The sequence below is a fragment of the Actinotignum urinale DSM 15805 genome, assembly GCF_000420445.1.
GTDB lineage: Bacteria > Actinomycetota > Actinomycetes > Actinomycetales > Actinomycetaceae > Actinotignum > Actinotignum urinale.
This window is the reverse complement of record NZ_ATUY01000009.1, coordinates 26,548-49,961: the sequence shown is the minus strand read 5'-3', so window position 1 is coordinate 49,961 and position 23,414 is coordinate 26,548. Positions and strand designations below refer to the sequence as shown.

At 50.8% G+C, this 23,414-nt stretch carries 19 protein-coding genes; 6 read left to right on the top strand and 13 right to left on the bottom strand.

What is annotated here, in order from left to right; genetic code table 11:
* Positions 1-2: 2 nt before the first annotated feature.
* The gene (gene trxA, locus G445_RS0106945) at positions 3-362 is read left to right on the top strand and encodes a thioredoxin (protein WP_022866822.1); all 360 of its coding nucleotides are present in this window, start codon (positions 3-5) and stop codon (positions 360-362) included.
* A 202-nt stretch (positions 363-564) separates the two neighbouring features.
* Here the strand turns inward: trxA and G445_RS0106940 are convergent, their stop codons facing one another.
* The 6 genes from G445_RS0106940 to G445_RS10210 form a co-directional block, all read right to left on the bottom strand.
* On the bottom strand, positions 565-1,461 hold the full coding sequence (locus G445_RS0106940) for a hypothetical protein (RefSeq protein WP_022866821.1): 897 nt from the start codon (positions 1,459-1,461) through the stop codon (positions 565-567).
* A 346-nt stretch (positions 1,462-1,807) separates the two neighbouring features.
* Positions 1,808-2,920: a glutamate 5-kinase gene (gene proB / locus G445_RS0106935; protein ID WP_022866820.1), complete on the bottom strand. Its 1,113-nt coding sequence runs from the start codon at positions 2,918-2,920 to the stop codon at positions 1,808-1,810.
* Positions 2,921-3,164: 244 nt separating this feature from the next.
* On the bottom strand, positions 3,165-4,682 hold the full coding sequence (gene obgE, locus G445_RS0106930; protein ID WP_022866819.1) for a GTPase ObgE: 1,518 nt from the start codon (positions 4,680-4,682) through the stop codon (positions 3,165-3,167).
* A 237-nt stretch (positions 4,683-4,919) separates the two neighbouring features.
* Positions 4,920-5,177, bottom strand: a complete 258-nt coding sequence (gene rpmA / locus G445_RS0106925) for a 50S ribosomal protein L27 (RefSeq protein ID WP_022866818.1) — start codon at positions 5,175-5,177, stop codon at positions 4,920-4,922.
* Between the two features lie 55 nt (positions 5,178-5,232).
* Positions 5,233-5,538, bottom strand: a complete 306-nt coding sequence (gene rplU, locus G445_RS0106920; protein WP_022866817.1) for a 50S ribosomal protein L21 — start codon at positions 5,536-5,538, stop codon at positions 5,233-5,235.
* Between the two features lie 194 nt (positions 5,539-5,732).
* A complete protein-coding gene (locus tag G445_RS10210; protein ID WP_022866816.1) occupies positions 5,733-8,018 on the bottom strand; it encodes an Rne/Rng family ribonuclease in 2,286 nt (761 codons plus the stop codon).
* 648 nt (positions 8,019-8,666) lie between these two features.
* On the opposite strand from G445_RS10210, the gene G445_RS0106905 reads away from it, so the two are divergent.
* The 5 genes from G445_RS0106905 (at position 8,667) to G445_RS10200 (ending at position 16,920) form a co-directional block, all read left to right on the top strand.
* Complete coding sequence (locus tag G445_RS0106905; RefSeq protein WP_022866814.1) at positions 8,667-10,172, top strand: cytochrome ubiquinol oxidase subunit I; 1,506 nt, start codon at positions 8,667-8,669, stop codon at positions 10,170-10,172.
* A gap of 12 nt (positions 10,173-10,184) precedes the next feature.
* Positions 10,185-11,303, top strand: a complete 1,119-nt coding sequence (gene cydB / locus G445_RS0106900; protein WP_022866813.1) for a cytochrome d ubiquinol oxidase subunit II — start codon at positions 10,185-10,187, stop codon at positions 11,301-11,303.
* Between the two features lie 96 nt (positions 11,304-11,399).
* The gene (gene cydD, locus G445_RS10205) at positions 11,400-13,229 is read left to right on the top strand and encodes a thiol reductant ABC exporter subunit CydD (protein ID WP_022866812.1); all 1,830 of its coding nucleotides are present in this window, start codon (positions 11,400-11,402) and stop codon (positions 13,227-13,229) included.
* Positions 13,226-15,154, top strand: coding sequence for an amino acid ABC transporter ATP-binding/permease protein (locus G445_RS11965; RefSeq protein ID WP_022866811.1), 1,929 nt, complete (start codon positions 13,226-13,228; stop codon positions 15,152-15,154). Before cydD ends, G445_RS11965 begins: the two co-directional genes overlap by 4 nt.
* Positions 15,151-16,920, top strand: a complete 1,770-nt coding sequence (locus tag G445_RS10200) for a GAF domain-containing sensor histidine kinase (protein WP_022866810.1) — start codon at positions 15,151-15,153, stop codon at positions 16,918-16,920. The genes G445_RS11965 and G445_RS10200 overlap by 4 nt, the downstream gene beginning before the upstream one ends.
* Positions 16,921-17,079: 159 nt before the next feature.
* Here the strand turns inward: G445_RS10200 and G445_RS0106875 are convergent, their stop codons facing one another.
* The 7 genes from G445_RS0106875 to G445_RS0106845 form a co-directional block, all read right to left on the bottom strand.
* Positions 17,080-17,718, bottom strand: a complete 639-nt coding sequence (locus G445_RS0106875) for a response regulator (protein ID WP_022866809.1) — start codon at positions 17,716-17,718, stop codon at positions 17,080-17,082.
* 97 nt (positions 17,719-17,815) lie between these two features.
* Positions 17,816-18,520: a ribonuclease III gene (gene rnc / locus G445_RS10195; RefSeq protein ID WP_022866808.1), complete on the bottom strand. Its 705-nt coding sequence runs from the start codon at positions 18,518-18,520 to the stop codon at positions 17,816-17,818.
* The gene (locus G445_RS10190; RefSeq protein WP_022866807.1) at positions 18,520-19,083 is read right to left on the bottom strand and encodes a YceD family protein; all 564 of its coding nucleotides are present in this window, start codon (positions 19,081-19,083) and stop codon (positions 18,520-18,522) included. The genes rnc and G445_RS10190 overlap by 1 nt, the downstream gene beginning before the upstream one ends.
* Entirely contained in the window at positions 19,083-19,730 is a 648-nt protein-coding gene (locus G445_RS10185) for an SPFH domain-containing protein (RefSeq protein ID WP_022866806.1), read from the bottom strand. The genes G445_RS10190 and G445_RS10185 overlap by 1 nt, the downstream gene beginning before the upstream one ends.
* A complete protein-coding gene (gene coaD, locus G445_RS0106855) occupies positions 19,727-20,200 on the bottom strand; it encodes a pantetheine-phosphate adenylyltransferase (protein ID WP_022866805.1) in 474 nt (157 codons plus the stop codon). The genes G445_RS10185 and coaD overlap by 4 nt, the downstream gene beginning before the upstream one ends.
* Before the next feature lie 87 nt (positions 20,201-20,287).
* Positions 20,288-20,908, bottom strand: coding sequence for a 16S rRNA (guanine(966)-N(2))-methyltransferase RsmD (gene rsmD, locus G445_RS0106850; protein ID WP_022866804.1), 621 nt, complete (start codon positions 20,906-20,908; stop codon positions 20,288-20,290).
* Positions 20,909-23,398, bottom strand: coding sequence for an ATP-dependent DNA helicase RecG (locus G445_RS0106845; protein WP_022866803.1), 2,490 nt, complete (start codon positions 23,396-23,398; stop codon positions 20,909-20,911).
* Positions 23,399-23,414: the final 16 nt, after the last annotated feature.

Below are 23,414 nucleotides of genomic sequence, written 5' to 3'. Positions count from 1 at the left end.
TCATGGCCACAATAGAAGTAACTCTCGACAATTTTAATGATGCTGTATCTGAAGGTATTACCATTCTTGATTTCTGGGCACCGTGGTGTGGCCCGTGCCGAGGATTCGCGCCCATTTTCGAAAAGGCTTCGGAAGAAAATCCAGACGTTACCTTCGGGAAAATCAACACCGACGAAAACCAGGATCTTGCCGGTCATTTCCAAATTATGTCCATCCCCACCATCATGGTTTTCCGCGATAATATCCGCATCTTTTCCCAGCCGGGTGCCTTGAGGAAAAAGGATTTGGACAATCTGATTACTCAGGTTAAAGCTCTGGATATGGATGAGATTCGCGCAAAACTTGAGGATCAGGGCAAATAATTTTTCTTTACTGAACAGCGTATAGCCGTTGCTTTCCGGTGTACGGCAGAATGTTCAGCATAAATATACGGTGAATATCACTACATATATCCGACGATAAATATACGACGACGAAGGTGTGGGGCGAAGAAAACTTCGCCCCACACCTTGACTCTTTTTCACATGGCTTGAATGCCGACGCCAGCTACAAGAAAATCTCTATCTACGCAGTTGCACGTCCGACGAGGAAGGGAATAACACCTTTGACGAGGGATGCCACATCTGTTCCGGCTGATGCGGGAAGATAAACCACGCCGTCTGCCGCGCCTTGCCCTAACCAGTATTCGGTTGCATCGGCTATATCGCATACTGTCCCGATAACGTGAACTGTGCGTGAGAACATCTTTTTCCCGCTAATTGTTTCATTGAGAATAAGGCGTTCTTTGGCGGCTTGACGGGTTGCTGAAATAATCACACCTATGTCAAGGAGTACTCGAAGCTCCTGGCCACTTTCCTGAGCGGCAGCCCGCAGTGCAAAACGTGCTTCGCGTGCAAGATGCGGTGTTGGTGCGTTCATGCGAATATCCGGGCCAATGTGAATGAAACGTTCCGGATTCGAAGCGAGAACAGTTTCTGCATCAACCTGGGCAAGAAGCTGGACATTCATTTCTTTCGCCCGAGAAATACACGTATCTAATTCGTCGGTCTTTTCTTCACCACTTAAGGGGAAGCTCAGCACAATGCGACTCGAATCGACGCCCTCAAGCATATCCAAAGTTGCGTTGAATGTCTCAACTTCAGGCGCAATAACTACCGCGATCTGGGAAACGCCATACTTTATCATTTCAATAGCGGCTTTGACGCGGTCAAGCGAAGGATTGCCGGTTTCCGAGACGACAAAATCTTTGGAAAGGCACACAAAATCTATTCCATTAGTTGTGGCAGCTTGTGCGCTGGCGAAAAGCATTCCTATATTTGCGCTTTTGCGTGAGAGTTCTTCGCCACTTCCGAAACGTTCTGTGCGTGCTCCGAGGAGGGATAAGTCCAGTCCTACCGCTGCGTCGCGCAGGATTTCTTCGTTTGTTGCTTTGCAGGAAATTGTTGTTAATTGAATTGTCATGTCATTACTCGTTTTCGCTAAAGGATTCTGGACTAGGCTGTTTCGCTGTTATGTAGCCATGGACAATGTCCAAAGGAGAGATGCATACCCTTGCTGCTCATGGAATTACAACAAACCATAGTGCGAGCGATCAGGCGCATGACGTTCTCCTTAGATCCTTCAGCTTTAGTGTCCATAGACAAGCCGAATAATTTGACGTTACTACTCAACCGTAAGTTAGTGTCACCGAAACTGCAACAAAAAACGACACAAAGTGTAAGGTATCACTAAAATGGAACGAATAAATATTAAGTTTATATAAATTTATGCATAATATTTACCGAAAATTCACCAAAGTGAAGTAATATTATTTTTCTTTATGCACTCTCACCCGCACGATATCATTGGCGTGAACAACCGGACGTTGACCGCGTGCACGAGGACTACCCACAAAACCCAATAATTCTTCGACGTTATAGGCGGAAAGTCCGCGGGCAAAAACTCTGCCCGTTTCGTCCTTAATTTCAATAAGATCACCTTCGGCAAAGCGCCCGGCAACCCCGGTAACGCCCACAAGAAGCAGGGAGGCACGTGCTTTCGTTAATGCCTGACGCGCTCCGGCATCAACTGTCACATGGCCTCGAACCTGAGCAACATGCTCCAACCACAAAGAACGCGCGGAAGGATGCCGTGACGATGGAACAAACCACGTCCCCACAGGTTCACCGTTCAACGCCTTTTCCACATTATCTGCACTCGTGAGCACAACTCCCACGCCTCCGGATGCGGCAAGCTCCGCGGCCGCAACTTTCGTCCGCATTCCCCCAGTTCCTACACTCGAACCACGTCCTGTAATGGACAACCCATCAAGATCCTCAAGCCCGCTCACCTTCTCAATAAGGTGCGCGCCCGGCTCAGTTGGCGGCGCACTATACAAACCGTCCACGTCGGTTAACAAAACAAGCATCTGCGCATCGATAAGGTGAGAGGTGAGGGCCGCCAAACGATCATTATCTCCAAAACGAAGTTCGTCGGTCACAACCGCATCGTTTTCATTGACGACGGGAATCACGTGCATGCCCAAAAGCGTCTTTAAAGCGTGTTGAGCGTTGGCATAATGCTTACGATGAATGACATCCGGCACCGTTAAAAGAACCTGACCGACAGTAATCCCGTAGTTGGCGAAAGAAATTTCATAGGCCGCCATCAACCGGGATTGCCCCACCATCGCGGCCGCCTGCTTATCGCTCATTGTTTTCGGGCGAGTCATATTGAGAGGAGTGGCCCCCGCAGCTACAGCTCCGGAGGAGACCAACACAATATCAATACCACGGTTATGTGCATCGGCAAGAGCGCGAGTCAATTGGTTAATCGCCTCAAGATTGAGCGAACCATCCTCGCGCGTCAACGAAGAAGAACCTATTTTTACGACGATACGTTGAGCTTGGCTGGCTACAACAGATCGCGTTGTGTTCTCCATGAATCCTTCTTTCCTTTAACATTTTGTGCACGTCGCTATTGCGCATCTATAGTACGGGCACAAACCCTAACCTCCGTACGTCACCCGAAGTACGGGCACAAACCCTAACCCCCGTGCGTCACCTTAAATACGGCCACATACGTATCTAACTCGGCTTCACGTCCTTTGTGAATAATGCGGTGCCTATTGCGAATATGCGTCTAGCGTCGGTGACTACCACAACAAACCCTACAATATGAGGGCATTATTCTGAGGGGTTTGTCCACAGCCCTTTCTCGCGGTCGTCTCGAAGTTCTTGACGTGCAGCTTCTTTAGCATCCATACGATCGTGATGTGCCTGCCTCTTTTCACGGCGTGTTGCACGGGTACGCTCTTCCTCAAGACGCAAATCAGAACCTCTAGGGCCATACACCTCAGAAACCGCGGCAACCGTCGGCTCCCAATCAAAAATAAAACCTGTTTGTGGCGGACCAATCACCACCATATCACCGGGTAAAGCACCTACTTTACGCAACTGATCTTCCACCCCAACGCGATGCAAACGTTCCCCAAGGTAACCCACGGCTTCGTCGTTATCAAAATCTGTTTGAATAACCCAGCGTTCTACGGTTTGGCCACGTACATTCCAGAACGTATTTCCACCATACGTGCATTGTTCGACGGTGAAGCTGGACTGCGCGCGTTGCGGACGCAAAACAATACGAGGCTGTTCTTCCTCTTTGGGAAGTTCGCTGCGAACTTTTTCAACAATGTTAGCCAGGGCGAAGGAGAGTTCTTTCAACCCTTTGCGCGCCACAGCGGAAACAAGGTACACATCCATTCCGCGTTCTTGAAGATCCGGGGTCACGAATTCGGCAAGTTCTTCTGCTTCGGGCACATCGATTTTATTGAGAACTGCAATGCGGGGGCGTTCACTTAAAGGAACCACGCCTTCCATGGGCGGAATTTGTGAGGAGTAGAGCGCAAGTTCTTGTTCAATAATGTCCAGATCCGTGAGCGGATCGCGCCCGGGTTCAAGGGTGGCGCAATCAATCACATGAACAAGGACAGCGCAACGCTCAATGTGCCGCAAAAATTCAAGCCCTAAGCCACGTCCTTCGCTAGCGCCCGGAATTAACCCTGGCACATCCGCCATAGTGTAACGCACATCTCCAGCGGTTACCACACCGAGATTCGGAACGAGGGTGGTGAAAGGATAATCGGCGATTTTCGGGCGCGCAGCACTCATTGCTGCAATAAGTGAGGATTTACCGGCAGAAGGGAAGCCAATCAACCCGACATCGGCAACGGATTTCAGTTCGAGAACAACGTCGCGTTCTTCACCTGGCTCACCAAGGAGAGCGAAACCTGGAGCCTTACGTTTTTTCGACGCAAGAGCTGCGTTTCCTAAACCACCAACTCCGCCACGCGCGGCAATATAGCTGTCCCCTGCCACACTTAAATCGGCAAGAATATCGCCATCCGGCGTGGTGATGACGGTTCCTTCGGGTACGTTGAGGATAAGATCCGCACCATTTTTGCCTCGCTGCAGATCGCCGGCGCCGGGTTGTCCGTTTTGCGCTCTGCGATGCGGGATTCTGTGGTAGTCCAGAAGGGTTCGCTCGCTGGTATCGACCTTGAAGATAATGCTTCCGCCGTGCCCTCCGTCGGCGCCATCCGGCCCGCCGAGTGGTTTAAATTTTTCGCGACGTACCGAGACGCACCCGTTACCACCATTTCCAGCCGTGAGATGGAGGGTTACTTTATCGATGAATGTTGCCATGAAAGTGTTATTTCCCGTGTTAATGTGCAACTACTACAAGCCGGAAACCTATGCGAATAGTTTCTGCGCGGTTCTTGTGCGAATCAGATGCTTGAAGCCCGAGATTGTGTGCAAATATTTCTCGCACCGACTTTCCACACTGCTGGCGTACCAAGCACTACGCTTTGAAGCCAGGTTCCCTGTGATACACGTAAGGGGTGGAAGAATATCCCACCCCTTACGAGAAGTTATTATCGTTTACGCATCTGCTGTAACGACGTCAACCATCTTGCGATCGCGACGTGTCACGAACTGAACGGTGCCTGCTTCCTTGGCGAACAAGGTGTCGTCCTTGCCACGGCCAACATTCACACCAGGATGGAACTTGGTGCCACGCTGACGAACAAGAATTTCTCCTGCGCCAACAACCTGACCACCGTAGCGCTTCACACCGAGACGCTGAGCATTCGAATCGCGACCGTTACTGGACGAGCCGCCACCCTTCTTATGTGCCATCTCTTTACCTTCTTACTTACTTCTTAAAATATCGCTAGTTAACGTTGATAGGCCATTACTTAATGCCGGTGACTTTCACACGGGTCCGCAATTGGCGGTGTCCCTGGCGCTTACGGTAACGAGTCTTGTTCTTGTACTTAACGATAGAGATCTTCGGACCCTTTTCGTCGCGAACAATTTCAGCAGTTACCTTCGCCAAAATGCCATCGGCAGCCGTGGTGACCTTGTCCCCGTCAACGAGCATGATGGGCTCAAGCTGAATGGTATCTCCAGCTTCGCCTTCCACCTTGTCAATAACGACGACGGTTCCGACGGAAACTTTTTCCTGACGGCCGCCGGCCTTGACGATCGCGTACACCACGTTTTGCTCCTGTTGATTACGGCTACTTGTGCGCTTTTGCGCATAGTTTAACTATCGATTGCTTTAAGCATCGGCTAACTACTTTACAACGACTTCCCCCATAAACTCAAGTTACACATCTGTAGTTTGTGCCATTTTACCTATGGGATATCCCACTGTACGTAGAAAGCCTTGTTTTATTTGACTTTTTTCACCTATGAATCTTCTCCGTCGTGTGAAATTGTCACAACAGAAACGGGTTCATGGGCGGGTGACGTCGAAATCGTTCCGCTACTCACAACACCACGGCTCCGCGTTTTCACAGAATGTGTACCCGCGTGAACACCCGATGTCGGAGAGGAGGTCTCGACATGTTGCGCTTCTTCTTCCGAATGATCTTGGCGTTTAGGAGTAACCACACCGCTGCTCACCACAACACGCCTGCGCCTTCTGCGTGGTGCGGTTTCCTCAGATGACGTCCCCTGGCCGGTATCTTCTGAGCGCTTGGTTGATTCTTCGGATTGCGTATCCTTCTCGACGTCCTTCTTTCCTGCGGGTGGCACATCTACATGTGTGGCCGCAGCAATAGAATTCATGGCGTTCGAGGCCGCTTCTCTCTTTGCGGCCTTATCGGCATCTTGCTTCACCGAGTTCTTTTCTGCACGACGATGACGACGTTTCTTCGTCCCCGTTTCCTGAACGGGCTCCTCTCCCTTTTCTACCGGGGTACTTTGAATAATGTAGCCTCGTGCATCACACGCCTCGCACGGAACAGAGAATGCTTCCACAAGGCCCTGCCCCACACGTTTACGTGTCATTTGAACAAGACCCAGAGAGGTCACTTCTGCAACCTGGTGGCGAGTGCGATCGCGCCCAAGACATTCGATAAGGCGCCTCAACACAAGATCGCGATTGGCTTCCAAAACCATGTCGATAAAGTCAATAACGATAATTCCGCCAATATCGCGAAGGCGAAGCTGCCTGACGATTTCTTCAGCCGCTTCCAAATTATTGAGCGTCACGGTTTCTTCCAGCGAACCGCCACTTCCCGTGTATTTTCCGGTATTAATATCAATAACCGTCATAGCTTCGGTGCGGTCGATAACAAGCGTTCCGCCACTGGGCAACCAAACTTTACGATCGAAGGCTTTTGCGAGTTGCTCGTCGACACGATACTTTTCAAAAATATCTTCGGAAGATTCCCAGTGCTCTAGGCGCTCATGAAGTTCCGGCGACAACTCGGAGACGTATTCGGAAATTGTTTCCCACGTGTCCTTGCCCTGGACCTTGAGTTTATCGAAATCTTCGTTGAAGATATCGCGAACCACACGCACGGCAAGCTCCGGTTCGCTCTTCAAAACGACAGGCGCGGTTTTTGCCTGCTTGCTCTTACGCTGAATTTCCTTCCAGGATTTTACGAGCCGTTCAATGTCGTCATTAAGCTGTTCCTGAGTTGCGCCTTCAGCTGCGGTGCGCACAATCACACCGTGTTCTTCAGGAAGATTTTCCTTCAATATTTTCTTGAGGCGATGGCGCTCCGCTTCTGGAAGTTTGCGGGAAATGCCGGTAATGTTTCCTCCGGGCACCAGGACGAGGTGACGCCCCGCAAGGGTGATTTGCGCGGTTAATCGCGCACCCTTATGCCCAATCGGATCCTTGGTGACCTGCACCAGTACGGGATCTCCGGTTTTCAACGCCTGTTCAATGCGCGGGTTTTTGTGGGTAATTCCTGCTTCTTCCCAGTTCACTTCACCGGCGTATAGAACGGCGTTGCGCCCTTTCCCAATATCCACGAAGGCCGCTTCCATAGAAGGAAGAACGTTTTGGACACGCCCCAAATAGACGTTTCCCACCATCGAAATTTGGGTACGCCTGGCAACATAATGTTCCACAAGTACATCGTCTTCAAGAACAGCTATTTGGTTGAGCCCATCGTGTTCACGCACAAGCATTTCGCGTTTAACGTTTTCGCGGCGTGCAATATATTCGACTTCCGTAATGGTTCCGCGTCTACGTGAGGATACTTCACGCCGGTCCCGCCTGCGCGCTCGTTTAGCCGCTAAACGTGTTGAGCCGAGAGGAGCGGTAACGTCGTCCTCGGGTTCGGTTTTCATTGTACGACGACGACGTGTCGGTTCTGCGGGCTGTTCAAATCCATCTTTCTTGGCGTCGGGTTTTTGTGATTCCTTACGCGCCAACTTATCCGATGTTTTTTTCTCGGCTTTGCTCTCGGCACCTGCGTCACGATTACGTTCGCGTTTGGGAGGTTGTTCTTCCTCGTCGTCCTCTATATCTATATAGGTGATTTTTCGGATGATTTTGGATTCGTCGGATGAATCGGGTTCTTGGAAAATGGGGAGCCCGAAATTCATGGTGTACTTAGTGACGGGCTCGGCCGTTTCATCTTCAACAGCTGAGTAAAAGGGTGATTGGTTCGTTTGAATAAAACGTGGTGACATAGTTGTCCCACGTTTTTCAAACGCCGTGGCATGAGAAGCCATTCGACTACACTTCCTGACCAGTCCTTCATTCCACATCCCATAAAGTCTGGTCTTTAATGTGCGACACTGTCGCAAAAACGGTGGTTCGCATCTCGCCAAAAACATCTCGTGGTGTGTACTTTAATCCGGCGACGACGTCGAATGCGATGCGGTAGCATTCGATTCCTATCGAATATTCTACATGAGAGTGTGCACATTCGAGAATATGCCACACCTTTCATTTCCACACTCCGTGTTACATAGGTCTCGAACCTCGTTACATAGGTCTCGAACCTCGTTACATAGGTCTCGAACCTCGCCACATAGGTCTCCAACATTAATGAGGAATGCATTTGCGTATGTGACAAGTTAAAGGTATTTGCGCCGATATTCCCTTCCTTCCCGCACCAACGAAATAGAGACGAAGTATTACAAATGTAACGGAAAATATATTATGTGGGACTTTTGTCCCAAGTTTGGGAAAGGTGTCTCTAAAAGCCTTGCTACATTTCCTAAAAGGAGGATACCCTGCGCCACACTAGGGAGTTTTCAAGGCGACTGTCGAACATTCTAGGGTCTAAACTAGAACCATTACAGGTCCTTAGGTGGCATATTTCAGCATGTCTTCAGGTTGGAATGTCACACAGTACATAATTGGAAAGGCGAAAAGTGGATCCGATCACCCTTGCTCGGTGGCAGTTTGGTATCACCACTGTGTACCACTGGTTCCAGGTACCCCTAACCATTGGGCTGTCACTCATCGTCGCATTTATGCAGACCAAAGCCCGTAAAACGGGCGATCCGAAATGGCAGCGGATTACCGATTTCTTCGGCAAAATTCTGCTCATTAATTTCGCACTTGGCGTTGCCACAGGTATCGTTCAGGAATTCCAGTTCGGTTTGAACTGGTCTGAATACTCCCGATTCGTCGGTGATATCTTCGGCGCACCTCTTGCGTTTGAGGCACTTCTTGCCTTCTTCCTTGAATCTACATTCCTCGGCTTGTGGATCTTCGGAAAAGGTCGCCTCTCCCCCAAGATTCATAACCTCTGCGCATGGCTGTTCTCCATCGGAACCATGGTGTCCGCAGCCTGGATTCTTGCAGCAAATAGCTTCATGCAGAATCCCAACGGCGCCGTATTTAATCCAAAAACAGGGCGCGCTGAACTTGATGGCGTTTCAGGTTTCCTCAAGCTTTTCGCTAACGAGACATGGATTTACACATTTGCACACGCCATCTCAGCGGCATTCACCCTTTCCGGTGTCCTTGTTGCAGGTTTCGCGTTCTGGTGGATGGCTCGCTCCATTCGTCTGACAGGAAATGAATCAGAAGCACGCGATTACTGGAAACCCACCGCAAAACTTGGCTTAAAAGTCACCCTCGTGGCATCACTTATTGCCGCAACTTCAGGTCACTTCATGGGTCAGCACCTCGGAGAGATTCAGCCGACTAAAGCAGCTGCCATGATGGGCGTATGCAAGGGAGAAGAAAGCGCTAAACTCTCCCTCGTCATGTTCGGCAATAGTTGCGATACGGCAACACAGGTATATGTTCCGATTCCAGGCCTCGAATCCTTCATGATGACGAACCACTTCACCGGTCCTGAATCACGCCTCGAATCCATTGACGAAGCCAATAAAAAGGTCCTTGATCGTATCCACAAGATGGAAAACGTCAACAAGGAACTCGTCGATAAATTCACCGAAGCATACGGTAAGAACGAAGTAACACCTAATGTTCTCGTCTCCTACTACTCCTTCCGCGTGATGGTCGGCGTTGGCCTGCTTGATATCCTCATAGCCGCCGTTGGCCTATGGGTATTGCGTGGAAACAGATTAGTCAGAAGCGAAAAGTGGGGAAGATTCTGGCTCTGGATGATTCCTCTCCAGTTCCTCGCCAATACGGCGGGCTGGATTCTCACAGAAATTGGGCGCCAACCGTGGGTTGTCTACCCTGGTCACGTCGACGGGGTTCTCCTCATGACGGATCTCGGCGTATCCCATTCTGTCAATGCAGGAAGTGTTGCCTTCTCCTTGACGGCATTTACCCTGCTGTACACGTCGCTCGGCATTGTGTGGTTCTGGCTACTGGCACGATACCTCAAGGAAGGTATCAACACCCACAAGAAAGTCGTTGAATACGATGTCAAAGCCACACCGGAACTTGTGTACTAGGAGGAAGTTACCATGACACTTTTAATGATTATTTGGTTTATCCTCATCGTCGTTCTTTGGATTGGTTACGTTGCCCTAGAAGGCTTCGGTTTCGGTGTAGGTATGCTCTTGAAACCCTTTGCCAAGAACGAACGTGAACGCCGGGCGTTAATCAACTCGATTGGCCCGCACTGGGACGGAAACGAAGTATGGTTGCTCACCGCCGGTGGCGCCACCTTCGCCGCCTTCCCCGAATGGTACGCCACCATGTTTTCGGGCATGTATATTGCTCTCGTTGCCGTTCTTCTGTGCCTCATCATTCGTATTTGCGCACTTGAATGGCGCAAAATGATTCGCACCGAAAAATGGCGCGGAACATGGGATATGCTTCACTGTGTTGTTTCGTGGGTTGTTACCATCCTCTTCGGTGTTGCCTTCGCAAACTTCGTTCAGGGCATGGCTATTGAAGTGGGCTCCTACGAATCCGGTAGCTTCGTAGCAGTTGCACCCGGTGAGGTTGTTTCATCACTTGCAACCAACCATCACTTCTTAACAGGTGGTTTCTTCTCCTTGCTCACTCCGTTCACTATTCTCGGTGGTCTCGTTGTGATGAGCCTATGCTTGAGCCACGGCGCACTGTGGATTTCCATTAAGGTTTCCGGAGATCTTCAGAAGCGAGCCATGGGACTCGCAAAGAAGACAACCCTTGTTTCCACCGGCCTGACAGCAGTCTGGGCACTGTGGGCATACTTCGTCTACTCCAACCAGGTATTTGCTATCATTCCGCTCGCCATCTGCGCAATCCTTCTCATTGCAACCGTCTACTTCACGTGGATGAACCGAGATGGGCTTGCCTTTGGTTTGCATTTCGCAGGTATCGCGTTTGCCGTCGCCACTATTTTCTCCATGATCTTCCCGTACGCGATGAGATCCTATATCGACGACGCATATTCACTCACTATCGAACAGGCAACCGCAACAGCACCCACACAGGGGATTATGCTTGTTGTCGCTATCGTCTTTGTTCCGATTGTTCTCGCATACACATTCTGGGCATACTACATGTTCCGCAAGCGCATCGACGTAGGCCAGATTCCCGAAGAACCCGTCGGACTCGAACCGCGAAAGATTCGCCAATTTGAAGTGAAATAACTCCGGAACGTGGTCGCATAGTCCAACTGTGCGGCCACGTTTTTGTTTCGTGTAGTATCAATCAATATCACCACATCCCCGTCGAACAGGAATGGAATGAAACCTCTCGATCCTCGCCTTATGAAATACGTAGGTGCAGCGCGTAAATACGTGATATTTCTGGGCGCCCTAGGGTTTTGCGAAACTGTTCTTGTTCTTGCCCAATGCCTCTTAATTGCCGGGAGCATCTCCCCCGTTATCGACGGATACGCCGAACTTTCGGATATGTCGTGGCGTATTGCCTGGCTCGGCATTGTTTTCGCGCTTCGCGCACTACTGCTCTACCTGCGGGAAGCCTACGGGCATAGAGCGGCTCTCACAACAATTGCGGACTTGCGCGCCCGCGTTGTACGCCACGCAGGGGACGTTGGAGAACGATGGCTCTCCCAAGGACATTCAAGCTCAACTGTCACTCTTGTAACTTCGGGTCTTGATGATTTAGAGCCATATTTCGTAAAATTTTTGCCCCAGCTCATCCTCACCTGCACGGTTATGCCGGTAGCGCTTATCGTCATTGTGTGGCTCGACTGGATTAGTGCATTAGCCATTGTTCTATGCATTCCCCTCGTGCCCCTCTTCATGATTCTTATTGGCAGGCTCACCCAAAACTTTGCTTCCGAACGCCTCGCCTCCATGCAACGCCTGGGACAGCAACTGCTCGACCTCCTCGCCGGACTCACCACCCTCAAAGCCGTAGGACGGGAAAAACACCCCGAAGGACGTGTCCAACACCTTGGAGATACCTACGCCGCAACCACGATGCAAACGCTGTATGTTGCTTTCCTTTCCGGAGCCGTCCTTGAGTTCCTCACCACCCTCTCAACAGCCCTTGTTGCGGTCGAAGTAGGCTTGCGTATGGTTGCCGGGCATATGGGGCTGTTCGTAGGGCTCACCATTATTATGCTTACCCCGGAAGTTTTTAAACCCTTACGCGATGTTGGAACCCAATTTCATGCTTCGTCTAACGGCGTGGCGGCAACTGATCAAGCGTTCGACATCCTCGAAACGCCACTTCCCGTTGTTGATGGCCAAGAACCATGCCCCGATCTTTCTTTAAGCACCATTCACATTAATAACCTCAGCGTATATGCGCCGGGCCGTGAAACAATCGCCCCAGCCAAGCTCACAGCAACTCTCCGCCCCGGTGAGATTACTGTGCTTCGTGGCCCTTCAGGTTCAGGAAAAACGACGACGACAAATGTTCTCATGCGTTTCCTCGACCCCGACGAAGGGAATATTACGATAGGGGACGTTCCTCTCTCCGCTATTTCGCGCGAAAGTCTATGGAACAACATCACGTGGGTACCCCAACGTCCCGTTCTTATTCCAGGTACCGTCGCCGAAAATATTGGTGGAATTGTCGATGAGAAAACGCGTGAAGCTGCACGACTTGCCGGATTTGATTCTGTTATCGAAACACTTCCCCAAGGCTGGAATACCATGATAGGCCAAGGTGGTGTTGGCTTGTCCGTTGGGCAAAGGCAGCGCCTTGCGCTCACACGTGCACTCATCAGCGAACGTCCCGTTATCCTTCTTGACGAACCTTCCGCGCATCTTGACGCAAGAAGTGAGGAACACGTCGTCGAATCTGTGCAAAAATTACGCGAATCGGGACGTACCGTCATCGTTATCGCGCACAGGCAAGCCCTCATAGGGGTGGCGGATAACATTGTGGACGTTTACGCATCAACACAATCTCTCGCAGACAGCGTCGCACAAAACACAAACGGAACGGAATTTGAAACAAGAACAGAAACCCGAAACGGAAACCAAACCAGAACAGAAAGAGAAACGAAATTAGCCACACCACAAGTAGGCACGGTACAAGTTTCACCCCAACCACAGGGCACCGTTATGAGCGAAGTCAAGGAAGGAGAGGGCAAGTGAGTGTTTTCCCCGCAGATGAGCGACGCGCCATTAGACGAATCCTTCCCCTTCTCAAGGTCAAAACCGGCGGTTTTATCGGTTCGGTAGCGGCCGGGGCGAGCGGACTTATTTCCTCGGTGTGCCTGGCGGCCGTTTCTGCCTGGCTTATTACTCGCGCCTCCCAAATGCCACCCGTTCTAGTTTTGGGAGTTGCTACAACCGCGGTGCGTTTCTTCGGTGTATCCAAGGCTGTATTACGTTACGTGAACCGCATTTTTAGCCATCGCGTTACGCTCTACGGCATGTCGCACCTGCGTTCCCACGTTTATTCAACGCTTGCGCAGTCCCCCACAGACGTTATTACCTCTATACGACGAGGGGATTTGCTTGCCCGCACCGGGCGAGATGTTGATTCTGTTGGCGACCTTATTGTCAAGGCTCTTCAACCGGCATGCGTGGCTGTTGTTGTGTGTATTACTTCCTGCCTGATTGTAGGGATTCTTTCGCCCGCCATCGGTGTTGTCTTGTTCTTATGCCTTCTTCTTTCCGGCGTTGTGGCTCCCTACTTTGCTATGCGAGGTGGGCGACGTGCCGAAGAATCCCAGGTCAGAGATCGCAGTGAAATTTCTTCCCAGGCGCTCACCCTTCTCGATTCGGCTACCGAACTTCGTGTGTCTGGGCGTCTAACGGACATAGAAATAATTCAGCGAAAAACAGAAGAACGCATTTTCACCCACCGCGACGGCGCTGCTCGCCCCCAGGCTTTAGCTGTGGCCATCGATACGATTGCTATGGGGATTGTGGTGGTGTGCGCCATCATTATTGGAAGCCAACAGTTGGCTGCGGGCACGCTTTCACAAACCGCTTTGGCTGTTTGTGTTCTTACTCCACTGGCGGCTTTTGAAGCAACAATGGGGCTTGGAGAATCGGCTATCCAGCTGGTTACTTCCGCAAAAGCCGCTCAGCGCATCCTCGAACTGCTCGATAAAGCAGAACAGCACGACACTCAGAACGTGGTTACCCACCAACCTAGCGACTCTTCGGCTAACGACTCCCCGCGTACCGACCCTTCACACAGTGATTCTTCGGGTAGCGTTTCTTCGGGCACCGACTCTTCACTTACCGCCCCTTCACACAGTGATTCTTCGGGTACCGATTCCTCATCCGAGCCCTCCCCGCGTAGCAGCAAAACACCTGAGGGATTGATTATTGACCGCGCTGTACTGGGGTGGCCAGGTCATCCCGATATTTCCGAGCCTCTCTCCTTTACCATTCCTCCTTCCACATCCCTAGGTATCGTTGGCCCCTCCGGCATCGGAAAATCAACACTGTTGTTCACGCTCGCTGGAATGCTACCCGCTCACCAGGGAACTGTTCGTTACAACGGACGAGACATAGCAACGATTCCCAGGGAAGAAGTCAGCGAATTTCTCATTCTCACGGCAGAAGACGCACATATTTTTGAAACAACTGTCCTCGAAAATCTTCGTGTCGCAAACCCCCACGTCACCGAACGCGAAGCCGTTATCCTTCTCCACAAAACCGGTTTAGGATCATGGCTGGCAGAGCTTCCCGACGGCGTTCACACCATGCTCGGCGAGGATGCTGCAACAATTTCCGGTGGAGAACGCCGTCGTCTCCTTCTGGCACGCGCACTCGCATCCGGCGCCCAATATCTTCTTCTCGACGAACCAGGTGAACACCTCGACCCAAAAACTGCCGATCTTCTCATTCGCGATTTGCTCCGAGCCGGAAAAGATCCTATAGATCCACGAACCATTATCGTCGTAACACATCGAATATCACCACTTGACGAAGCGGATAATGTTATCGTGTTAGAGAAAAACGATAACAATATAACTTACGTCAAGGATTACGGAACCCACGAGAACATTCTTCGTCGTAACACCGAATATGCATGGTCAATCCATCAGGAAAACGCATGACACAACCCGATACTTCTCTACTACAATCTGCCCTCACTATCACAACACGGATGGACCGGGCGGGCATTCTCCACAACCTCGCCGAAACAAGTATCCAAGTAACCGGCGCTCCCATCGCCCATGTAGGTGTACTCGACGGTTTAGGGCACATCACGAATATTTTGACCTTCGGTGACAACGCTGGACTGCCTGAAATAGATGAAAAGGCGTTGCGGAATTTTCTGGAAACCATTTCGATTACAGACACCGAAGTAAGAAAACTGAGCCCTACGGACGCACTTTTTCTCGAACCGTTGAGCTCTCCAGACAAAATAGTGCAGACCGAGGAACAAGATAACGAAACAGAGGGCCCAGCAGAGCACTCAACGAACGATATACCTCACAACGTAACGCACAAAACGGAAGAAAACACCGCAGCCGCAACGGACAACCTAGGTGACGCAGAGTTTTCGTCGTTCAACAACGCTCCATTCCTCATATCGGATATCCATACGAAACAACGCAGTATTGCGCGACTCATGCTCGTGGGAAAGGAAACCTACTCACACGAAGATGAACAAGCTGTGAGGCTTCTTACCCAAGCGTCGGCCACCGCCCTGGAAAATGCTGCTCTCTACTTCGAATCCATTTCGCGTGCCCGATGGATTACGGCATCACGCAGTATTACCACCGCCCTCTTGGAAGGTTCCGACGAAGAAGATGCACTCCAGCTTATTGCGGACACGATGCGACGAGTTTCCCAATCTGATATTGCTCTCATTATTTTGCCCTCAGTTGGGGATAATTGGATTTGCGAGTTCACCTCGGGAAAGGATTCGCACAAGTTTGTGGGTTTGGAGTTCCCTCCAAATTCACGCGCACGCGAAGCTGCAAACGCCGCCATGGGGCGTGTTCTCGAAGATTTCGCTTCCGCAACTCTTTTAGATGATGCACGTGTCAAGAACTTCGGGCCGGTACTTTTCGTGCCCATGGTTAATAAAGGCAAATCTCAGGGGCTGATTATGCTGGTACGCAACCGCTATTCGAAAGAATTTGATTTAACAGATCTTTCCATGGCAGAAAATGTGGCAACCCAGGCTGTTTTGGCACTTGAACTCGCCTCATCTCGCCAGTTACAAACACGTGCGCTTCAACTCGAAGATCGTTCTCGTATTTCGCGAGATTTGCACGATTTTGCGATCCAAAAACTCTTTGCTTCAGGCTTGAAACTTTCAACCTTGCGTGATGATTTATCTGCAAAGCACCCAGATCCTCTCGTCATGAAAACTCTCGATGAAGCACTTTCTTCTATTGACGATTCCGTGGGGCAAATTCGAAGCATTATTTACTCCCTACGTGATCCGAAAGCTACCGTTCCAATCGCCCAACGCGTCACCCGTGAAGTGTCCAGCATAACTGGCCAGTTAGGGTTCACTGCGCATCTCAACCTGGAATTTATGGGAGAGAAAATCGACGAACGCGCCGGTACCGAGGTTGACGACGTTATTGGTTCCGATCTTTCCGACGATATTGTGGCTGTCATTCGTGAAGGGCTCACGAACGCTGCGAAGTATGCTAACGCAACAGAAATGTTTGTCAGTGTGGTGATTACGCCGGGCCATGTCAAGGTAACAGTAAAAGATAATGGAGTGGGGATGCACAATGTGAAAAGGCGGAGCGGACTGTCAAACTTAGCTGCGCGCGCACGGCGTTCACACGGGCATTTCACGGCTCACTCCATAGAACCGAGTGGAACTCAGCTCACCTGGGAAGCTAATTTCCGTTAGGGTTACCGGGAAACTTCAATAGGTTTACTCAACCGACGCGTTGATTTCCACCGGCGCTGTTATTGAAATACCCCAACCACAACTTAATCGATAAACCGCCAGCATCTTGTTTCATTACAACCAGCTCCTTGGGTGCCGGGTAGCTCCTATCCGTTAGGGTTACTGATGGCGCCAGCCTGTTGCACGTTGCGCCGCAACCCATGCGGCAGCTTGAGTTCTGCGCTGTAATCCCATTTTGCTTAAGAGAGAAGTAATATGATTTTTCACGGTTTTTTCTGCCACGCCCAGGCGTTCACCGATTTCGCGGTTCGATAATCCGTCGCCGATAAGGTCGAGAACTCGTCGTTCTGAGGGTGTAAGGTTCGCGGTTGGCTCATTATTGTCAATGCGGTGGCGATCAACAACTTTTTCGTCGAGAAGAATTCTGCCTTCCGCCACTGCGCGAATATTATCTGTAATTTCGGCGCCACGTACGGATTTCACAAGGTATGCTTTTGCCTGCGCAGCCAGGGATTCAGCGAGGGCTTCATCATCAAGATAAGAGGTGAGAACAATACATTTGGTATCCGGTGTAACATCGTGGAATTGGTTAATAATATCGATGCCGGTTCCATCGGGAAGTCTTAAATCAATAAGTGCAACATCTGGGCGGACAAGTTCTCCACGCCTCACGGCTTCTTTAACGCTTGCGGCCTCAGCAACAACTTCTAAATCGGAACAGCGATCGACTACTTCGACAATTCCGCGACGCACGACTTCGTGATCATCCACAATCATAACCCTAATGGACTCGGACATCGTTGCTTCTCCCTTGATGATATACGAACGGCTTCATCACAATTATAATTTGGTTTCGCCGATAAAGTAATCGTTAAGACGATAATACACACAAGAATTATTTTTTTGTCATCTTCTCATCTTCACAGCGCCCCGCAAGCATTCGGTATGAGGCCTCAGCCGCCTTGTGGCGCGCATTTTTTTGGCTTGATCCCTCGCCTTTCCCCCAGGCCTCCCCTCCCAAGAATGCCTGTGCCGTAAAAACTCGCGCATGATCTGGGCCGGTTGATGTTATCGTGCACTCCATGGTTCCCTCATAACCATGTTTGCGAGCAAGCTCTTCAAAACTTGTCTGCCAATCAAGGTTTGGCCCAAGCAGGGACGCATCCTTAATTTTTTGATCGAGAAGGTCACTAACGACTTCCCTCGTCGTCTCCATACCGTTTTCAAGATATGTTGCAGCAATTAACGCTTCCACGGTGTCGGAAAGGATTGAATCTTTTTCACGCCCTCCGGAGCGTTCTTCACCGCGCCCTAAACGGATTTCTTTACCTAGGTTAATGGCATGGGCAACATCCGCGAGGGCTTTTTCGGATACCGCGTATGTTTTCATGCGAGACATGTCGCCTTCGCTGGCGTCTGGATATTCGCGGAAGACTTTTTCGGCAATAATGAGACCCAAAATTGAATCGCCCAGGAATTCCAGGCGCTCATTATGTGGTTCGTCGTGTTCATAGGCGAAGCTTCTATGGGTGAGGGCGCGACGAAGAAGTGGCCGTGAAATCGGAGCTCCCCAGGCGAGAAGTAACTCATGCGATGACACTATTTGCCTTCCTCTGCACGCAAAACCGCTTCTAAAGCATCCAAAGCATCGGATTTGATGGCGGGAAGTTCATGAGAATGATCCTCCGGCAAATCTTCCCACCGTTCGCCACATTCGGAGCACAAGCCCCGGCAATTCGGGGTACACAGTGGACGGAAGGGTAAATTCAGCACGATCGCGTCGCGGAAAAGTGGCTCTAAATCGATGGAATCTTTGACGATTTCGGGGTAATCTTTCACGTCGTCGCCCTCTTCAAGAAGGGCAATTTTGCGTTCCGGGTAGAAAATAAGTTCCGAAATCTCTTCTTCGCGATGTTCGTTAATGTCGACGAGACAGCGCCCACACAGCCCAACAACATCAACTCCCACCGTTCCGGTTACGTACACGCCTTCCGAAACTGAGGTGATATCAAGGGACGCCACCATGGGGCTTCCTTCAGGAACCCCAATCATTTCTAGGCTTACATTTTCGGGGGTCGCGTAGGTTTCGTCGACATGAAGAACGCTTCCTTCTTGCCGGGGTAAATCAACAAGGGACTGAATGAATGAATTGAGGAGTTGCACTAGGCCTCCTGGCCTCCTTCGCGCATGGTAGCGCTTGGTTGAGCTTGTGAATTATTTGCCGTACTGCGCTGGGCAAGAACATTACGGCCCTTATAGACCTGCGCGAGAGCCTGGTCGATGTCCTGATTGACGCGTTGAACAATATCTTCGAGATTCTGGCCAACGCTCACAAGATTATCTTGAAGGCGTGCAAGGGACTGGTCGGAATACCTGTTGGCGCCTTCTTGGAGCTTTTGGGCTTTAGCTTTGGCTTCATCGACAATGCGTTGTGCCTGGGATCGGGCCGCCACAGTAATCGCGTCATCGGAAACGAGGCGCGCAGCCTGGTTTCGTGCCTCTGAAAGAATCTGTTCTGCTTCGGAACGTGCTTCATGCACAATCTTATTGCCGTGTTCTTGCGCATTCTCGATAAGCTGGGTTGCCTGTGCGCGCCCCTTGGTTCTCACGCCTTCCACGTCAGCGAGCACGGAATCTGCCTGAACAACTTGCTCGGGCACTGCATCACGCGCCGCCTTCAACAAATCCAACACTTCCGACCTATTAATCATCACGGACGCGGACATGGGAATCGCCCGTCCGTTATTCACAATGTCAATAAGTTCATCGAGAATCTCGACGACGGAATCTCCTTGGAACTGTTCGCTCATGCCATTACCTCCTTGAGAGCCCGAGCAACTGCTGCGGGGACGAAACTTGTGACATCCCCGCCGTAGCGGGCAACATCTTTAACAAGACTTGAGGAAATATGCCCCTTGGCGGGGTTCCCCAGAACAAAAACGGTTTCAATATTTGAAATTTCGCGGTTCATTAGCGCCATGGGGTATTCCGCATCCAAATCCACGGCGCTTCTCAAACCTTTAACAATCGCCCGGGCGTTAATTTTCCGCGCATAATCCACGAGCAAGCCATCCACACTTTCCACTGTAACATTTGACAGATGCTCAACTTCATCACGAATGAATCTGACGCGTTGTTCGGGAGTAAACAGTGCATTCTTCATCGTATTATGTGCAACTACAACAATGATGTTGTCAAAGAGTGTTGATGCACGCTCGAAAATATCGAGATGCCCGAAAGTTACAGGATCAAAAGAACCTGGACATATAGCTAGTGTCATATATTAACCTTAGTTCGCTACTTTTTTATCCCGGTGCAGGCGCGCACTACTCCTTATATTGTTCCACAACACGGCGTACTTCGGTAATCACGTCCGTGTATTTTTCGACGATATAGTCTCCTCTTGTGTATCTTCCACATCCGCCCCCGCTTGCGCGCTCCACACCCGGGTATCTCCGTAGGTTCGCTCATCGTCCAAATTCCACCCGCGAGGCCACACGGGCTGCGGGCTTCGCACATCACGTTCCACAATAATCATTGCATCGCTAGCTATATGCCCAATCAACCCTTCCAATAACGCATTAAGATGCTCGTTTTCGTAGTTATAAGGAGGATCAATAAACACCACATCATAAATGTATTGGGATTCCTCTTTCACAAAATTATATGCCTTAGCGTTAAAAATATGGATCTCAACATCACGCCCATCAACGCTATCTTGCACAACTCGCGCATTATCCCTCAATAATTTCACCGCGCCGGCACTCACATCCACAAGGGTTGCTAACCGTGCTCCCCTGCTCACGGCCTCAAATGCAAGCGCCCCGCTTCCAGCAAATAAATCGAGAACCGCTCCCCCCTCAATAAAACCGCGAGCGCACAGTCGCGAAAAGATTGCTTCGCGTACTTTTTCTGATGTTGGGCGGGTTTTAGTGGCTGGGACTTTAAGTTTGCGTCCTTTCGCACTTCCGGCGACGATACGTGTCATTTATGCCCTTTCCATGTAGTGTTGCGTTTGCGTTTCTATGGTGGTGAGTGCGTCACGTAGCGCGGTGTGCACCATGAGTTGTGGATCTTGTTCGATGAGTTTGCGCGCCGCATTTCGTGCTGTTTCAATAATGGTGGCGTCTTTTGCAACAGAAAGGAAACGTAGGCTTGATTGTTTACCTGCCTGGTGTGCGCCCAGCACGTCTCCTTCCCTACGTAGTTCCATATCTGCTTCAGCGAGTTTGAATCCGTCGCTTATTTCGGTGAATGTTTGTACGCGTTCGTATGCTGTGCTGCCGGGTTCGGCTTGGGTGACGGCGAGGCAGATTCCTGGTTTGGTTCCGCGCCCGATGCGTCCGCGTAGCTGGTGGAGTTGGGCAAGTCCGAATCGTTCTGCGTTCATAATAATCATCATGGTTGCCTCTTTTACATCCACCCCAACTTCAATCACGGTTGTTGAGATGAGGAGGGGTGAGTGGCCGGATTCAAAATTGTCCATGATTTGAGTTTTTTTCTCGGCGCTAAGTCTGCCGTGCATCATGGCAATGTTTATTCCATTGAGTTGCGGGAGGCGTGTGAGAATAGCGTACATTTCTTCAACGTTTGTGATGTGGGGTTGTGTACTGTCGTTTGTGTCCGTGTATGAGTTCGTGTTTATGTTGAGTTGTGTTTGTTGTGGCAGGTGCGGGTTTATGCTCGGGTTTGCTTCTTGTAACAGGTGCGGGTTAAAGATCTGGCCTTCCGCTCTATTTGAGTGCTCGCTACGTGTACCAGTGGGGTTGATATTGTTCCTCCCGGTGGTGTCTTGTTCGCTCCCGTCGTCGTACATTGCATTGATTCTCGGGACAACAACATAAACGCGCCCACCCTTATCGATCTCTTCTCGTGCACGTTGCCACACGCGCGCCATCCACGCACTGTTATTTTCGGGGACAAGAGTGGTTGAGATGCTTTGGCGTCCTGTGGGCAGTTGCGTGAGCGAGGATATATCGAGGTCTCCGAATACGCTCATGGCTATGGTTCGCGGGATTGGTGTTGCCGTCATGGCGAGTGTATGTATGCCGTGCCCTAATCCGGCGCGTTGTTCCACCCCGAATCGGTGCTGTTCGTCGATCACTGCAAGCCCGAGGAAGGGAATACTGACGGTGTCGGAAAGAAGCGCATGTGTTCCGACGATAATACCGACTTCACCGGAGGCGATATGAGCGAGGGTTGCCCGGCGCTGCGTGGCGCTTAAGGATCCGGTGAGCAGAGTAATGCGGGTTGAATGAGCATTGGTGCCAACATTTGTTGCGCCAAGGTCGCTATTTGGGGCTGTGACCTTATGGTTCATTGCATCCTCGCCACCGCCACTATTTCGATACGTATCTACACCCGTGCCGGTGGAACCTCCGTTGGGGAGCACTCGTGGTAAGGACGTGTCGTAGAGAAGATTACCCAGTAGTTTTCGAATCGTGTGGTAGTGTTGAAACGCGAGCACTTCGGTTGGTGCCAGAAGCACAGCTTGCCCGCCGTTATCCACAACCTGAAGCATGGCGCGCAAGGCAACAATTGTTTTCCCGCTCCCCACGTCCCCTTGGAGCAGGCGTTGCATAGGGTATGTTCGCGAAAGATCCTGGCTGATTTCCTCACCAACACGCTGTTGGCCCTCGGTGAGGGTGTAGGGAAGCTGGGAATCAAACTTTTCTAATAATGCATCGTTGCGCTTGGGATAGGCCTGGGTATGAAGTTGTCGCGTTTGCGCAGCTGATTGAGCAAGGGCAGTTTGGAAAATAAACGCTTCTTCGTGTTTCATGCGCAGGTAGGCGTTATACCATGTTGCATCGCTGTTAGGGCGGTGTAGTTCTTGGATTGCTTCATACAGCGGGGGCAAATTGTTGGATGTGAGGTAGGTTTGCGGAAGAGGGTCGGGGAAATCTTCTGGTTTCGTTGTCGTTAAAAGGGTTTCTATTGTTTGCGCAATTTTCCACGACGGAAGTTTCGCACTTGCGTGATATATCGGTATGGGACGCGATACTGCTTCCACATCCACGCCCTGTGCTTCGTCGATCAGTTCATAATCCGGGTGCGTAAGCTGCAGAGTTCCACGGTAAAGACTCACGGTTCCTGAGAAAAGCGCCAGCGTTCCGTTGCTTAACCGGTTGTGGTGGTATGTGAGGGGGCGCCTAGTTTTTGCGAAAAATGTGAGGTCCAGGTCCTGGGTTCCATCGGTGATGGTGATGGTGAGAATAAATCCGTTGCGGGCATTCATGGGGCGTAGCGTTGAGGATAGAACACGCCCGACGACGGTAACATCTGCTCCCGGAAGTGCGTGTGCCACCGGCATGAGTTCGCCACGGTGAGCAAGCCTGAAAGGGAGGTGATAGAGGAGATCTCTTACAGTTTCAATGCCGAGGGCCACGAATCGCGGGGCGGTGCGTTTGCCGAGAATACGTGAGAGAGGGGTGCTTAATGCGTCCCAACTGTCGGAAACGACGGCAGTTTTCTCCATGTTTTCCCTCTATATA

Excerpts from the sequence above, each read along its gene's own strand:
- G445_RS0106940 (WP_022866821.1), bottom strand. The coding sequence starts at position 1,461 with ATGACAATTCAATTAACAACAATTTCCTGCAAAGCAACAAACGAAGAA.
- rpmA (WP_022866818.1), bottom strand. The coding sequence starts at position 5,177 with ATGGCACATAAGAAGGGTGGCGGCTCGTCCAGTAACGGTCGCGATTCG.
- cydB (WP_022866813.1), top strand. The coding sequence starts at position 10,185 with ATGACACTTTTAATGATTATTTGGTTTATCCTCATCGTCGTTCTTTGG.
- G445_RS0106845 (WP_022866803.1), bottom strand. The coding sequence starts at position 23,398 with ATGGAGAAAACTGCCGTCGTTTCCGACAGTTGGGACGCATTAAGCACC.
- proB (WP_022866820.1), bottom strand. The coding sequence starts at position 2,920 with ATGGAGAACACAACGCGATCTGTTGTAGCCAGCCAAGCTCAACGTATC.
- G445_RS10210 (WP_022866816.1), bottom strand. The coding sequence starts at position 8,018 with ATGGCTTCTCATGCCACGGCGTTTGAAAAACGTGGGACAACTATGTCA.
- rsmD (WP_022866804.1), bottom strand. The coding sequence starts at position 20,908 with ATGACACGTATCGTCGCCGGAAGTGCGAAAGGACGCAAACTTAAAGTC.
- G445_RS10200 (WP_022866810.1), top strand. The coding sequence starts at position 15,151 with ATGACACAACCCGATACTTCTCTACTACAATCTGCCCTCACTATCACA.
- coaD (WP_022866805.1), bottom strand. The coding sequence starts at position 20,200 with ATGACACTAGCTATATGTCCAGGTTCTTTTGATCCTGTAACTTTCGGG.
- cydD (WP_022866812.1), top strand. The coding sequence starts at position 11,400 with ATGAAACCTCTCGATCCTCGCCTTATGAAATACGTAGGTGCAGCGCGT.
- obgE (WP_022866819.1), bottom strand. The coding sequence starts at position 4,682 with ATGGCAACATTCATCGATAAAGTAACCCTCCATCTCACGGCTGGAAAT.
- trxA (WP_022866822.1), top strand. The coding sequence starts at position 3 with ATGGCCACAATAGAAGTAACTCTCGACAATTTTAATGATGCTGTATCT.
- G445_RS10185 (WP_022866806.1), bottom strand. The coding sequence starts at position 19,730 with ATGAGCGAACAGTTCCAAGGAGATTCCGTCGTCGAGATTCTCGATGAA.
- G445_RS0106875 (WP_022866809.1), bottom strand. The coding sequence starts at position 17,718 with ATGTCCGAGTCCATTAGGGTTATGATTGTGGATGATCACGAAGTCGTG.